A 13,937-nucleotide genomic window follows, 5' to 3' on the forward strand; every position below is an offset into this window, starting at 1 on the left:
GGGAAACCCGCGAAAGTGAGGACATGATGTTTGGTCTTGCAGAGACAGCCCCGCCCGCTACCGATCTGGTGATCGACGGCACTGATGCCAATTTTATGACCGAAGTGGTCGAGGCCTCGCGCCAGATCCCGGTGATCGTTGATTTCTGGGCCACCTGGTGCGGTCCCTGCAAACAGCTGATCCCGGCGCTGGAGGCGGCGGTGATCGCGGCCAAAGGTAAGGTCAAGCTGGTCAAGATCGATGTCGATCAGAACCAGATGGTGGCTGGACAGCTGCGCGTGCAGTCGGTGCCGACGGTCTATGCCTTCTGGCAGGGCCAGCCGGTCGATGGCTTCCAGGGGGCATTGCCGGGCTCCGAGATCAAAAAATTCATCGATAAGCTGACGGCTCTGGCCGGCGATGGCGGTCTGGGCGAGGCGATTGCCGCCGCCGAGGAGATGCTTGCCCAGGGGGCGGTGGAAGATGCCGCCGAGACCTTTGCCGCGATCCTTGAGGAAGAGCCTGAGAATGCCGCCGCCTATGGCGGGCTGGTGCGGGCCCGTCTGGCGGCGGGTGCCCTCGATGAGGCGGCAGCTTTGCTGGATGCAGCCCCGGCTGCGCTGAGTAAGACACAGGAAGTCGAGGCGGCCCGGGCCCAGCTGGAACTGGCAAAACAGGCCGCGACTGCCGGGCCTGAGGCCGAGCTGCGCGCGGCGGTCGAGGCGAATGCCGGGGATCACCAGGCCCGTTTTGATCTGGCGGTGGCGCTGAATGCGGCGGGCAAGGTCGAAGAGGCAGTGGATGAGCTGCTGGAGCTGTTCCGCCGGGATCGCGAATGGAATGACGGCGCGGCCCGTACGCAGCTGTTTACCATTTTCGACGCGCTGAAACCGCAGGATCCGATCGTGCTGAAGGGCCGGCGCCGCCTGTCCTCGATGATCTTCGTCTGATGGTGCCGCTGCGCCCGGCCTTTGCTGATCTGCCTGGCACCCTGCCGGTTTTTCCTCTGCCGGGTGCATTGCTTCTGCCGCGGGCCCGGCTGCCACTGCATATCTTTGAGCCACGCTATCTGGCGATGATCGAGGATTGCCTGAAACATCCGATGCGGATGATCGGCATGGTCTGCCCGATTGGCCCGGAAACTGAGGGGCGGCTGTCGAGCATCGGCTGCGCCGGTCGCCTCGTGCAGTTTTCGGAAACCGAAGACGGGCGCTATATGATCACCCTTGCCGGGATCTCGCGGTTCCGGCTGGGGGCCGAGGTGGAGGGTTTCACCCCCTACCGGCGGTTCAATGTCGACTGGGGGTCGTTCCAGGGCGATATCGGGCCGTCGGAGGCCGATCCCGGGCTGGACCGTAAGGCTTTGCTGGGGCTGGTAACGCGCTATCTCGCCTCGCGCGATCTGGCGAGTGACTGGCAGGGGCTGTCCGAGGCGCCCGATGAGGTGCTGATCAACGCTTTGTCGATGCTTTGCCCGCTTTCGCCCGAGGACCGGCAGGCCCTGCTGGAAAGCCCCGATCTGACCACCCGGCGTGAGACGCTGGTGGTGCTGATCGAATTCGCCCTGCGGGGTGGCTCTGGAGATGAGATTTTACAATGACGGATACAATGCAAGCGAGCGCACAGAGCTTTGACCGGCGGATGCTCGAAGCCCTGGTCTGCCCGCTGACCCATGGCACCCTGACCTGGGATGCCGAGCGCCAGGAGCTGGTCTCGAAAGGCGCGAAACTGGCCTTTCCGGTGCGTGATGGCATTCCGGTGATGCTGGTCTCCGAGGCGCGCAGCCTCGACTGACAGCAAAAGGGGGCCGCCGGCCCCCTTTTTTAATCGCGGTGGCTGGTGGCTCAGCCCCGGCGCAGTCGCATGATGAAAAAGCCGTCCATCCCACCAGCCGCTGCCAGATAATCCGGGCGCAGCCGCAGCCCGCCCTCAGCCGTGATCCATTCGGGCTGCAGGCCGGGCAGATCGGGGCGCTCAACCTGCAGAGCCGGGTGGCGTTCGAGCACCGCCTTCAGCTGATGCTCCCCTTCTTCGGGCAGCAGTGAGCAGGTGGCAAAGACGAGGCGCCCGCCCGGTTTCAGCCAGCCAAGGGCGCGGTCCAGCAGCTGCGCCTGCAAAGCGGCGAGGCCCTCGGTTTCCGAGCCGTCTTTGACGAAGGGAAGGTCAGGATGGCGGCGGATGGTACCGGTGGCCGAGCAGGGCGCGTCGAGCAGAATGGCGTCGAATAGTTCGGCAGGCTGCCAGGCCAGGGCATCCGCGGTGACAAGTCCGGCCTTCAGCCCGGCGCGGGCGAGGTTTTCCTCAATGCGCTGCATCCGCGGCCCGGAAATATCCAGCGCCGTGACATCGGCCCCGGTCGCGGCGAGCTGCAGGGTCTTGCCACCAGGCGCCGCGCAGAGATCGAGCACTTTTTCGCCGGGCTGTGCCGCCAGCAGGCGCGCGGCCAGGGCTGCGGCAGCATCCTGAACCCACCAGCCGCCCTCGGCATAGCCGGGCAGGGCCGAGACCTGACCCGGATCCTGCAGCCGCAGGCTGCCGGTCGCCAGAAACTCGCCCTCGGGCAGGGTGGCACCGTCGCGGTGGCTGAGATCAAGCGGCGGGCTCTGGGTGAAGACCTCTTCCATCGCGGCAACAGCCTCGCGGCCATAGAAATGCACCATCGGCTGGCGCAGCCATCGCGGCAGTTTCTGCACCGGAGCAGTGGTCAGGGCCGAGGCATCGATATTGCGCAGAACCGCATTCACAAGCCCCGCCATATGCTGGGTTTTGCGGTCCCTTCGCGCCAGCGTAACGGCGGCATTGACCACGCCATGCGGCGCGGCGCCAAGCGCCAGTTCGACCAGCGCGAGGCGCAGGATATTGCGTAAAGCCAGTGGCGGATTTTTGCGCAGCGCCTTGTCGAGCAGTTTATCGGCAGGTTCGATCCGGCGCAGCACCTCTTCGGTCAGGCGGCGCGCCCGGGCGCGTTCGCCCGGTGGCAGCTCTGGCTCGGGGATCTGCGCCAGCATCCGGCCTTCGCCCAGCACTTCATTCAGCGCCTGCACCGCCGCGGCCCTCGGCCCGATACCTTCCGCCATTCCACGTCCCTTTGCACATAAGTCAGGCCGGGCCTATATCATGGCGAGTGATTGAGAAGGAACCGCCGATATGGCTGATAAGATGCCGGATGAGGAAAAGCGTGAACTGCCCGCGGCGGCCCTGCGCGCCCTGGCCGAGGCGGAAGAGCGGCGCAAGGCGGCCGGAGAGGCGGCGCTGCCGAAAGAATATGGCGGGCGCGACGGGCTTGAGCCGGTGCGCTATGGCGACTGGGAGAAGAAGGGCCTCGCGGTCGATTTCTGAACCGCGCCATGGCCTGGCGGCGCTGCCTGCCTGTGGCGGGGCTATAGGTTCAGGCTGTTGAGAGGATTTGTCTGAAGTCAGAGCTTCCGGGGGGCTAGCTGCCGGAGGGAGGCGGGCGGTGCCCCGCCCCGCCCTTGATCGCTCTCAGAGGCCGAGCACGTCGATCATATCATATTGCCCGGGCTTTTTGCCCTGGCCCCAGAGCACAGCGCGCAGCGCGCCGCGGGCAAAGACCCGGCGGTCGGTGGCGATATGGCGCAGGATTACGCGCTCGCCATCGGCGGCGAAGATCACATCATGCTCGCCGACGATATCGCCGCCGCGAATGGCCGAGAAGCCGATCGCGCCGCGCTCACGCGCGCCGGTGATGCCTTCGCGCGCCGGGGTGCGAAGATCTTTCAGCGGCAGGCCCCGACCCTCAGCCGCGGCCTCGCCCAGCATCAGCGCGGTGCCGGAAGGGGCATCGACCTTCATGCGGTGATGCGCCTCGACCACCTCAATATCCCAGTCTTCGTCCAGCGCCTCGGCCACTTTGCGGGTCAGCCGGGTCAGCAGGTTGACGCCGAGGCTCATATTGCCGGCCCGCACCAGCACGGCATGACGCGAGGCAGCCTCAAGCTTTGCCAGATCGCTGTCCTCAAAGCCGGTGGTGCCGATCACATGGACGCAGCGCGCCTGAGCGGCGAGGCCGGCAAAGGCGACGGTGGCGGCAGGGGCGGTGAAATCAATCACGCCCTGGGCTCTGGCAAAGGCCTCAACCGGATCATCGGTGACCAGCGCGCCAAGCGCCGGGCCGCCCATGGCGGTGCCGATATCCTGGCCGATCCAGGCATGGCCCTCGCGTTCGACCCCGGCGATCAGCCGGGCGCGGCCGCTTTCCACCACGGTCCTGGCCAGCATCTGGCCCATCCGGCCGGAGATTCCGGTGATGACAATGCCGGGCAGGTCACTTGCTGGCTGGCTCATGGCAGATCTCCTGTTTTTCCGGCTCTGGTTTAGCCTTCGATTGCCGGCAGTGAAACCCCGCCGTTGCAGGCAAAGCGATTCGCGCTTAGATGCAGGTCATGGCCAAACGTTCCTCTTCCGGACAGGGCCCGTCGCAGCGTCAGCTGCGGGTGGGCGAACTGATCCGACGCACCCTTTCCGATGTTCTGAACCGTGGCGAAATCCACGATCCCGAACTCAATGCCATTCCGATGACCGTAGGCGAGGTATCCCTCTCCAACGATCTGAAGGTCGCGACCGTTTATGTCATGCCCCTGATGGGCACGGTGCCGGTCGCAGAGGCGGTGAAACTGCTGGCAAAACACCGGGGCGAGCTGCGCCACCGGGTGGCTGGCGAGCTGACGCTGAAATATGCGCCGGATCTGCGGTTCCGCCCCGATGAGACCTTTGACCGTCTGGATGAGACCCGCCGTCTCTTCGCCGATCCGAAAGTCGCCCGCGACATCGCTGCGTCAGACGAGGGCGAGGCACCGGGCAAAGGCGAAGACGGAGCAGAGTGATGCGCGGCTGGCTGCGGCTTCTGGCCTGGCTCTCTCCGCTCACACTCTCGCTGGCACCGGTCCCGGCTCTGGCCAACAGCTGTCAGCGTCAGGAGTTTGAAGGCGTGCCCTTCACCCTGTGCGAGGTGACGGCTGCAGATGATCTGCGGCTGTTTCTGGCGGGAGAGAAGGGCGTTTACGGCAGCTTCCGCGCCATTGACCAGGCGCTAGCCGCCGAGGGCAAGCAGCTTGGCTTTGCCATGAATGCCGGCATGTATCACCGCGACCGCTCGCCTGTTGGTCTCTATATTGAGGACGGTACTGAGCTGGCCCCCATCGTAACCCGCGAGGGGCCGGGCAATTTCGGCCTGCTGCCCAATGGCGTCTTTTGCTGGAGCGAGGGTGGTTTCACCATCAGCGACAGCCGGAAATTCGCGCCGCAGCAGGGCAGCTGCCGCTATGCGACACAATCGGGGCCGATGCTGCTGATTGATGGCGAGCTGCATCCGCGCTTCCTCGAGAACAGCGATTCGACCTATATCCGCAATGGCGTCGGCATTGATGCTGCCGGGACCAGGGCGGTCTTTGCCATTTCGGACCGGGCGGTAAATTTTCATTTCTTCGCGCGCTTCTTCCGCGACCATCTGGGTCTGCGCGATGCGCTTTACTTTGACGGCAATATCTCGCGCCTCTATGCGCCGGGCCTCGGTCGCCATGATGGCGGCTTTGCCATGGGGCCGGTTGTCGGCACCGTGATCGACAAGGAATAAGACGTGGCGAAAACGCGCAAGGGCCGCCCGGTGCATGGCTGGGTGATTATCGACAAGCCTGCGGGCATTGGCTCGACCGATGTGGTCAATAAGGTGCGCTGGGCGTTTCAGGCCCAGAAGGCCGGCCATGCCGGTACGCTTGATCCCGATGCGACCGGGGTGCTTGCCGTCGCGCTGGGCGAGGCGACCAAATGCGTGCCGGTGATTTCGGATGCACTGAAATGCTACCGGTTCCGCGTCACTTTCGGGGCCGAGACCGCAAGCGATGATGCCTCGGGCAGCGTGCTGCGCCAGAGTGATATCCGCCCCACTGATGCGGCGATCCTGGCGGCGCTGGCGCAGTTTCGCGGCAATATCATGCAGGTGCCGCCAAAGGTTTCGGCGGTGAAGGTCGATGGCGAGCGCGCCTATGATCTGGCCCGCGAAGGTGAAGATTTTGAGCTGGCCGCCCGGCCGCTGTTTGTCGAGCGGCTGGAAATGCTGGAACGCGTCGATGCTGATCATGTCGATCTGGAGATGGTCTGCGGCAAGGGCGGCTATGTCCGCTCGATTGCGCGCGATCTGGGCCGGGCGCTTGGCACGCTGGCCCATGTCGAATGGCTGCGCCGGGAATGGTCGGGGCCTTTCGAGGCCAGCCAGGGCGTCAGCATGGAGGAAATCGAGGCTCTGGCGCGCGATCTGGCGATTGACCGCTATCTGCAGCCGCTGGAGCTGTCGCTGCGCGATCTGCCGGAAGTCAAATGCACGCCCGAGGGCGCGATCCGGCTGCGCAATGGCAATCCGGGCCAGGTCCTGGGCCATCTGCCCTATGGCGAAGAGGCCTGGGCCAGTTTCGAGGGCCGCGCCATCGCGCTTGGCAGCTATATGGGCGGTGAACTGCATCCGAACCGGGTGTTCAACCGCTGAGCGCCAGGAGGCGGGGCCGTTTCGCCGGGAATCCGCTTTCCTTCCACGCCGGTTTCTCTTATATGCGCGCATCCCCTGGGGCTTTGTTCCGGGGGAAGGGCCCTGCTGGACGACATCCCGGCTTGTGCCGTCACCCTCAACCGTAAAGGAGATCCCGATGTCGATCACCGTTGAAGAAAAAGCCCGCCTGATCAAAGAATATGCAACCAAAGCCGGTGATACCGGTTCGCCCGAAGTGCAGGTTGCTATCCTTTCGTCGCGCATTGCGACCCTGACCGAGCACTTCAAATCGCATAAAAAAGACAACCACTCGCGTCGCGGTCTGCTGATGCTGGTGGCTCAGCGTCGTAAGCTGCTCGACTATCTGAAGGCCAAAGACGAGGGCCGTTACACCTCGCTGATCGGCCGTCTGGGCCTGCGTCGCTAAGGCGACCAGGGCGTCAGCCCGGTTCAGGACGCCCGTCTCCCCAGCGGAGGCGGGCGTTTTCCTTTCCGGAGAGCTTAAAGATCGGGCGCGGCATTGTTCATGCCAGCCTGCAGCTCATAACGCTGCTGCAGCGCTTTTTCCTCGGCCTGCGACCAGGACTTCCAGAAGCCCTCATAGGCGATATCGCCTTTATGCAGCGAGATCCTCAGCATGCTGGCCCGGCCGGGGGCGCTGTAATCTTCCAGGGTCATGATATCGACCTTTGCCCCACAGGCAGTCTCAAGCTGAACCTCGGCGCTTTCGCCATAGAAGCTGTAGCCGGAACTGACCGACTGCAGATGTACGCTGTCACTGCAGACATACTGGAAGGCATTGGGTTCGAGGCTGCCGGCATGGTCAGAATACCGGGCCTCGAAACCGCTGGCGGTCTGGCCGTGTTTTTCTTCCAGCGACTTTTTCAAGGCGCTGAGCGCGAGGTTGTCAGCGGCGGGAATATTCCAGTTGCGGGCCAGCAGCTCGACTTTTTCCTCGCTGCTGCCATCGGCGAAGACCGGGCTATAGGCCAGCGAGATCTCATCTGTGGGGCGTGAGGCATCATGCACATATTCGCCCTTGCCCCAGAGCTCGGAGGCCTTGGTATGGCCCGCCTCATAGCTGGTGACATTGGTATAGGCATCGATTTTGCTATAGCCCTTGGCCGTGAGGATCGCTTCGGCTTCGGCCCTGGTATGGCCAATGGTGATGCCGAGAATGTCGAAACCTGCCGGGGTTTTCGGGCGCAGCGCATCACTGATCGGCAGCAGCACCGGGAAGAGATCAAACGTCTCACCGGCCAGATCGCCACCGCTCTCAAAAGTGATTTTTGCCAGCCCCTTGTCGCCGGACCCGAGTTTGAACGTCATGGTCTCGGGGCATTTTGCCGAATTGCCCTGAACCACCGGCGCCATTTCTTTGATCGCGCCGGTTTCGTCGCGGGTGAAATTCAGCGTGCAGCTGCCATAGGCCATTGAGCCAAAGCCATTGGGGCTGACCACCAGCTCGCCATAGCCGCCGATCTGGGTCAGGCTGAAGCTGATGTTGTCATAATTGACATTATAAAAGCCGTCCTCAGCGAGCGCGCTGCTGGCAAGCGCAAGGCTGAAGGCAGCCGAGAGCCGGAACATGCCGGAAACAGAAGCCAAAATATAATCCTCATGATTGAATTATCAGGGCAATTTTAGCCCAGGGCTGAGTAATGAGCGCGCGGCGGGAGGAGGTCAATTCCTGACGCATTGCCTCGCGCGGGCTGCTGCCAGGCAGGGCAGGGGGGTAAAGTGGCGGGGCCGGGCCGGCCTGAGCGGGCCTGCGGTACCGAAATCAACAGATTGCTTTGCAAATCACCACTTTTCCTGTATGTCCCGCCCCCATCTGAGACGTGACGCCCCTGGCCCCGGGCACACACACAGGATTTGGGGCGGCGGCAATGGGGCCGCCAGACACGCGAGACCGGCAGGGGCCGGATCACTCGCAAGAGGAAAACAGATGTTCAAGATTTCCCAGAAGTCGATCCAGTGGGGCAATGAAACCCTTACCCTGGAAACCGGTAAAGTTGCGCGTCAGGCAGATGGTTCGGTGATCGCGACGCTCGGCGAAACCCAGGTCATGGCCAATGTGACCTTCGCCAAAACCGCGAAAGAAGGCCAGGACTTCTTCCCGCTGACTGTGCACTACCAGGAAAAATACTACGCTGCCGGCAAAGTGCCGGGTGGCTTCTTCAAACGTGAGGCGCGGCCTTCGGAAAAAGAGACCCTGGTCTCGCGTCTGATCGACCGTCCCTGCCGCCCGCTGTTCGTTGACGGTTTCCGCAACGAAGTGCTGGTCATGGCGACCGTGCTGTCCTGCGACCTGGTGAACGATCCCGATATCGTGGCAATGATCGCGGCTTCGGCTGCGCTGACCATCTCGGGCGTGCCCTTCATGGGGCCGATCGGTGCAGCACGCGTTGGCTTCTCGAATGGCCAATATGTGCTGAACCCCTCCATGGATGACATGACCCAGCTCAAGAATAATCCTGAGCAGCGTCTGGATCTGGTCATCGCCGGCACCAAAGACGCCGTTATGATGGTTGAATCCGAGGCTTACGAGCTGACCGAAGAGGAAATGCTCGGCGCGGTCAAATTCGGCCATGAGGCCATGCAGCCGGTGATCGACCTGATCATCGACCTTGCAGAAGAAGCCGCAAACGAGCCCTTCGACTTCACCCCGCCGGATTACGCGGCGCTTTATGCCAAAGTTGCAGCCGCTGGTGAAACCCAGATGCGCGCCGCTTTCGCCATCCGCGACAAGCAGGAGCGCACCAATGCCATCAAGGCAGCGGTGGATGCGATCAAGGCTGGTCTCTCGGATGAGGACCGCGCTGACAAGAACCTCGGTTCGGCGATCAAGAAGCTGGAATCGGGCATTCTGCGCGGCGACATCATCAATGGTGGCGCCCGTATTGACGGCCGCGACAATAAAACCGTGCGTCCGATCTTCTGCGAAAACGGCATCCTGCCGCGGGCGCATGGCTCGGCTCTGTTCACCCGCGGTGAAACCCAGGGCCTGGTTGTCACCACGCTGGGCACCGGCGAGGATGAGCAGATCATCGACGCGCTGAACGGCAACTACCGTTCGAACTTCCTGCTGCATTACAACTTCCCCCCTTATTCAGTGGGCGAGGTTGGCCGCGTGGGTTCGCCGGGCCGTCGTGAGATCGGTCACGGCAAGCTGGCATGGCGCGCGCTGCAGGCAGTTCTGCCGGCGGCAACCGACTTCCCCTACACCATCCGTGTGGTGTCGGAGATCACCGAATCGAACGGCTCCTCGTCGATGGCTTCGGTCTGCGGTGGTTCGCTGTCGATGATGGATGCGGGCGTGCCGCTGAAATCGCCGGTGGCTGGCGTTGCTATGGGTCTGATCCTGGAAGAAGACGGCCGCTACGCCGTTCTGACCGATATCCTCGGGGACGAGGATCACCTCGGCGATATGGACTTCAAGGTTGCGGGCACCGCGGCTGGCATCACCACGATGCAGATGGACATCAAAGTCGCAGGCATCACCCCGGCGATCATGGAGCAGGCTCTGGCTCAGGCCAAAGACGGCCGTATCCATATCCTGAACGAGATGAATGCTGCGCTGTCGGCGCCGCAGGGCTTCTCGGCCTATGCTCCGAAGATCGAAACCATGTCGATCCCGACCGACAAGATCCGTGAAGTGATCGGTTCGGGCGGTAAGGTCATCCGCGAAATCGTGGAAGTCTCGGGCGCCAAAGTCGATATCAATGATGATGGCATGATCAAAATCGCGTCGAATGACGCGGCTGCGATCAAAAAGGCCTATGACATGATCTGGTCGATCGTGGCAGAGCCGGAAGAAGGCCAGGTCTATACCGGTAAAGTGGTGAAACTGGTCGATTTCGGTGCCTTCGTGAACTTCTTCGGCAAGCGCGATGGTCTGGTGCATGTGTCGCAGATTGCGAACAAGCGCCTGAACCACCCGAATGAGCTGCTGAAAGAAGGCCAGGAAGTGAAGGTCAAGCTGCTCGGCTTCGACGATCGCGGCAAGGTTCGCCTCGGCATGAAGATGGTCGATCAGGAAACCGGTGCCGAAATCGCTCCGGAGAAGAAAGACGAATCGAACGAGGGCTGAGCCTTACCGTTCTGATCTGAGCAAAGGCCCCGGAGCGATCCGGGGCCTTTCGTTTTGCCGGGGCCACCGGGGCGCCCACCGGGCGCGACAGGCGCGGCCCCCCCTCTGGCGGCTGCAGGAAGCTTCGGGCCTTATTTTGAAGCACATTCCGCAGCAAAATATCTGCAGATCACGGATATCTTTCAGATCATAACAATCGGGTGGCGAAAAATCGCTGATCCGTGATCGTGATGATTGCCCCGAATCCCTTTCCCATGGTTTGTGACGCCAAAGCTCCGGCGCTGATCGGGGCAGAGCAGAAACGACATCGGAACGAGCCTCATGACAGCTACTCCAGCGCGTGCCCTTTTCCGGCGCCTTGGCCTGCTTTGTGCCGCCCTTGCTCTCAGCGCCTGTATGGGCCGTGGTCCGGAACTGGATGCGGTGCCCTATTCCTCTCTTGATCAGAGCCGCCAGCAGATGGCCCTGCTCGAAGCGAAAGAGAAACAATCCTCCGGCCAGCGTGTCTGGTGTGTGCCCTTTGCCCGCACTGCGAGCGGCGTTCAGATCAGTGGCGATGCCAAAACCTGGTGGAAATCGGCCAAGGGCAGCTATGCCCGTGGTAACCAGCCCCGTCCGGGTGCGGTTATGGCGTTTTCTGCCACCCGGGGCATGTCGCGTGGTCACGTCGCAGTGGTGTCGGAAGTGGTCTCCGAGCGCGAGATCCGCGTCAATCACGCCAATTGGGTGCGCAATAAAGTTCAGCTCGATATGAAGGTGATCGATATTTCGCGCCGTGGGGACTGGTCCGAGGTCAAGGTCGAGCGCGTTGCCGGTGAAATGGGCGTCTCCAGCTATCCGGTTTCGGGCTTTATCTACCCGAACTGAGACCGCTCTGCCTGAATGGCCAGAATTAAAAAAGGGGAGGCTTCGCAGCCTCCCCTTTCGCTGTTTCAGCTCTGGCCTCAGGCCGGATCTTTGGCAAAGCGCAGATAGGGCAGCTTTACGTCAAGCTTGCCGAAACGGGCCTCGGCCTCTTCATTGTTCAGCGACAGAGCGACGATGACATCCTGACCGGGCTCCCAGTTGGCCGGGGTGGCCAGCGGCACACCATCGGTCTTCAGGATCGCATCCAGCGCGCGCAGGATCTCGGCAAAGTTGCGGCCGACCGACATCGGATAGGTCAGGGTCAGGCGGACTTTTTTATCAGGGCCGATGATATAGACCGAACGCACGGTGGCGGTATTTGCCGGGGTGCGGCCCTCGGAGGGCAGATAGTAATCGGCCGGCAGCATGTCATAGGCCTTGGCCACGGTCAGCGAAGTGTCGTCGATGATCGGGAAATCTGCAGCCGAACCGCCGAAGGCCTCGATGTCGCGCTTCCATTTTTCATGTTCAGCTTTGCCGTCAACCGAGACGCCGATCACTTTGGTGCCGCGCTTTTTCCATTCTTCGGCCAGCTGGGCCACAGCGGCGAATTCAGTGGTGCAGACCGGGGTAAAGTCGCGCGGATGGCTGAAGATAATGCCATAGCTGTCGCCCAGCCATTCGTGGAAACGGATCTCTCCGGCGGTCGAATCGACGGTGAAATCGGGGGCGGTGTCGTTAATGCGAACCATCTGTCTGCTCCTGAGCAATTCTGAGACTGAACTTAGACCCTGCGGAAGAAAACTGCATCCCCCCCGGGCTGTAATGGCTGAAATTGGAACGCTCTCCCGGCCGGGCTGGTTCCGGGGGGATGAAATCAGCGGGTGAGCCTGTGCTTGCGCAGCAGAATTTCTGCGAAGCGGCAGGCTATGGGGTTGTAGTCCCTTGCACAGCCGGGCGGCGCATGCTCAGCTTTGATCAAAACAGTTCCAAGACCGGAGGCTTCTATGCTGACCAGACGCGAATTTTATATCAATGGTGCCTGGACTGCGCCTGCGGTGGCGCGTGATTATCATGTGATCAACCCCTCGAACGAAGAGCCCTGCGCGGTAATCTCGCTGGGTGATCAGGCCGATACCGATGCTGCGGTGGCGGCGGCAAAAGCCGCATTGCCGGGCTGGCGTGCCACGCCTCCGGCCGAGCGGGCCCGGCTGGTGGCGAAAATCCTCGAGGCCTATGAGGCCCGGGTCGAGGAATTCGCCGAAGTCATCTCGATGGAAATGGGCGCGCCGATTGATTTCGCCCGGGCCGAGCATGCGCCCTGCCTGCCCTGGCATACCAGCAATTTCCTTAAGGCCTTTGAGCATATCGAATGGATCCGCCCGTTGGGGGATCACGCCCCGGGATCCGCCGTGGCGCTGGAGCCGATCGGGGTGGTCGGGCTGATCACGCCCTGGAACTGGCCGGTCAATCAGGTGGCGCTGAAAGCGGTTCCGGCGATGCTGGCGGGTTGCACCTGTGTGCTGAAACCCTCGGAAGAAGCGCCGCTGGATGCGATGATGTTTGCAGAATTCTGCCATGAGGCCGGAATTCCGCCCGGCGTCTTCAACCTCGTCAATGGCGATGGGGCAGGGGTCGGCGCGCAGCTTTCTACCCATCCGGATGTGGAGATGATCTCTTTCACCGGCTCGACCCGCGCCGGTCGCGCGATCTCGAAAGCCGCAGCTGAGACGCTGAAGCGGGTGACGCTGGAACTGGGCGGCAAGGGGGCGAACCTGCTGTTCGCCGATGCCCGCCCGGATGCGGTGCGCTGGTCGGTGGCGCGGATGATGGAGAATACCGGCCAGAGCTGTAACGCGCCCTCGCGTCTGCTGGTCGAGCGCAAGGTCTATGACAAAGTGGTGCAGGAGGCAGCAGGCATCGCGGCCGCGATCAAAGTCGGTCCGGCGGATCAGCCCGGTAATCACATCGGCCCGGTGGTAAACAAGCGCCAGTGGGAGCAGATTCAGGGCTTTATCCAGAAGGGTATTGACGAGGGCGCGCGTCTGGTGGCCGGCGGCCCGGGCCTGCCCGAGGGCTTTAACCGTGGCTTCTATATCCAGCCCACGGTCTTTGCCGATGTAAAGCTTGGCATGACGATCGAGCGCGAAGAGATCTTTGGCCCGGTGCTGTCGATCATCCCGTTTGACAGCGAGGAAGAGGCCCTCGCCATCGCCAATGACACCCCCTATGGCCTGACCAATTATGTGCAGACCGAGGATCAGGCCCGCGCCAATCGTCTTGGCCGCAGCCTCGTCGCCGGTATGGTCGAGATGAACGGCAAGTCGCGTGGCGCCGGTTCCTTCTTTGGCGGCGTCAAGCAATCGGGCCGGGCCCGTGAGGGCGGGGTCTGGGGGCTGGAGGAATTCCTCGAGCCGAAAGCGATCTCGGGTTACGATTTCAGCTGAAATGACGGATCTGCGGCGCTTTCGGGCGCCGCAACCGCTCAGCTAACCGGAAAAATGTCCGGAAATGACAAGC

At 62.5% G+C, this 13,937-nt stretch carries 15 protein-coding genes; 11 read left to right on the forward strand and 4 right to left on the reverse strand.

Annotated elements, in window-relative coordinates; translation table 11 throughout:
* The first annotated feature begins 26 nt into the window (after positions 1–26).
* The 3 genes from H0485_RS02755 to H0485_RS02765 are packed head-to-tail and all read left to right on the forward strand — an operon-like array spanning position 27 to position 1,773.
* Complete coding sequence (locus tag H0485_RS02755; protein ID WP_226933827.1) at positions 27–929, forward strand: thioredoxin family protein; 903 nt, start codon at positions 27–29, stop codon at positions 927–929.
* The gene (locus H0485_RS02760) at positions 929–1,579 is read left to right on the forward strand and encodes an LON peptidase substrate-binding domain-containing protein (protein WP_226933828.1); all 651 of its coding nucleotides are present in this window, start codon (positions 929–931) and stop codon (positions 1,577–1,579) included. Before H0485_RS02755 ends, H0485_RS02760 begins: the two co-directional genes overlap by 1 nt.
* Positions 1,580–1,587: 8 nt before the next feature.
* The gene (locus tag H0485_RS02765) at positions 1,588–1,773 is read left to right on the forward strand and encodes a Trm112 family protein (protein ID WP_226933829.1); all 186 of its coding nucleotides are present in this window, start codon (positions 1,588–1,590) and stop codon (positions 1,771–1,773) included.
* 50 nt (positions 1,774–1,823) lie between these two features.
* Here the strand turns inward: H0485_RS02765 and H0485_RS02770 are convergent, their stop codons facing one another.
* Positions 1,824–3,056, reverse strand: coding sequence for an RsmB/NOP family class I SAM-dependent RNA methyltransferase (locus H0485_RS02770; RefSeq protein WP_226933830.1), 1,233 nt, complete (start codon positions 3,054–3,056; stop codon positions 1,824–1,826).
* 70 nt (positions 3,057–3,126) lie between these two features.
* Here H0485_RS02770 and H0485_RS02775 point away from each other — a divergent pair, with 70 nt between their 5' ends.
* Complete coding sequence (locus H0485_RS02775; RefSeq protein ID WP_226933831.1) at positions 3,127–3,318, forward strand: DUF1674 domain-containing protein; 192 nt, start codon at positions 3,127–3,129, stop codon at positions 3,316–3,318.
* A 144-nt stretch (positions 3,319–3,462) separates the two neighbouring features.
* Here the strand turns inward: H0485_RS02775 and dapB are convergent, their stop codons facing one another.
* On the reverse strand, positions 3,463–4,284 hold the full coding sequence (gene dapB, locus H0485_RS02780; RefSeq protein ID WP_226933832.1) for a 4-hydroxy-tetrahydrodipicolinate reductase: 822 nt from the start codon (positions 4,282–4,284) through the stop codon (positions 3,463–3,465).
* Between the two features lie 98 nt (positions 4,285–4,382).
* Between dapB and rbfA the strand changes: the two genes are divergently transcribed.
* From rbfA to rpsO, 4 genes are all read left to right on the forward strand, one after another.
* Positions 4,383–4,823 carry a 30S ribosome-binding factor RbfA gene (gene rbfA / locus H0485_RS02785; RefSeq protein ID WP_226933833.1) on the forward strand — a complete coding sequence of 147 codons (441 nt, stop codon included), beginning with the start codon at positions 4,383–4,385 and terminating at the stop codon, positions 4,821–4,823.
* The gene (locus H0485_RS02790; RefSeq protein ID WP_226933834.1) at positions 4,823–5,572 is read left to right on the forward strand and encodes a phosphodiester glycosidase family protein; all 750 of its coding nucleotides are present in this window, start codon (positions 4,823–4,825) and stop codon (positions 5,570–5,572) included. The genes rbfA and H0485_RS02790 overlap by 1 nt, the downstream gene beginning before the upstream one ends.
* A 3-nt stretch (positions 5,573–5,575) precedes the next feature.
* Entirely contained in the window at positions 5,576–6,478 is a 903-nt protein-coding gene (truB, locus tag H0485_RS02795) for a tRNA pseudouridine(55) synthase TruB (RefSeq protein WP_226933835.1), read from the forward strand.
* Between the two features lie 157 nt (positions 6,479–6,635).
* Entirely contained in the window at positions 6,636–6,905 is a 270-nt protein-coding gene (gene rpsO / locus H0485_RS02800) for a 30S ribosomal protein S15 (RefSeq protein ID WP_226933836.1), read from the forward strand.
* A 74-nt stretch (positions 6,906–6,979) separates the two neighbouring features.
* On the opposite strand, the gene H0485_RS02805 is transcribed toward rpsO, so the two are convergent.
* Complete coding sequence (locus tag H0485_RS02805; protein ID WP_226933837.1) at positions 6,980–8,086, reverse strand: hypothetical protein; 1,107 nt, start codon at positions 8,084–8,086, stop codon at positions 6,980–6,982.
* Positions 8,087–8,426: 340 nt separating this feature from the next.
* Between H0485_RS02805 and pnp the strand changes: the two genes are divergently transcribed.
* A complete protein-coding gene (gene pnp / locus H0485_RS02810) occupies positions 8,427–10,571 on the forward strand; it encodes a polyribonucleotide nucleotidyltransferase (RefSeq protein WP_226933838.1) in 2,145 nt (714 codons plus the stop codon).
* 321 nt (positions 10,572–10,892) lie between these two features.
* Positions 10,893–11,438 carry a CHAP domain-containing protein gene (locus H0485_RS02815; protein WP_226933839.1) on the forward strand — a complete coding sequence of 182 codons (546 nt, stop codon included), beginning with the start codon at positions 10,893–10,895 and terminating at the stop codon, positions 11,436–11,438.
* A gap of 77 nt (positions 11,439–11,515) precedes the next feature.
* Here the strand turns inward: H0485_RS02815 and H0485_RS02820 are convergent, their stop codons facing one another.
* Entirely contained in the window at positions 11,516–12,169 is a 654-nt protein-coding gene (locus H0485_RS02820; RefSeq protein ID WP_226933840.1) for a peroxiredoxin, read from the reverse strand.
* 255 nt (positions 12,170–12,424) lie between these two features.
* Here H0485_RS02820 and H0485_RS02825 point away from each other — a divergent pair, with 255 nt between their 5' ends.
* Positions 12,425–13,864, forward strand: a complete 1,440-nt coding sequence (locus tag H0485_RS02825) for an aldehyde dehydrogenase family protein (protein WP_226933841.1) — start codon at positions 12,425–12,427, stop codon at positions 13,862–13,864.
* Positions 13,865–13,937: the final 73 nt, after the last annotated feature.

Origin of the sequence: Pseudogemmobacter faecipullorum, from assembly GCF_020539525.1 — a bacterium.
Taxonomy (GTDB): domain Bacteria; phylum Pseudomonadota; class Alphaproteobacteria; order Rhodobacterales; family Rhodobacteraceae; genus Pseudogemmobacter; species Pseudogemmobacter faecipullorum.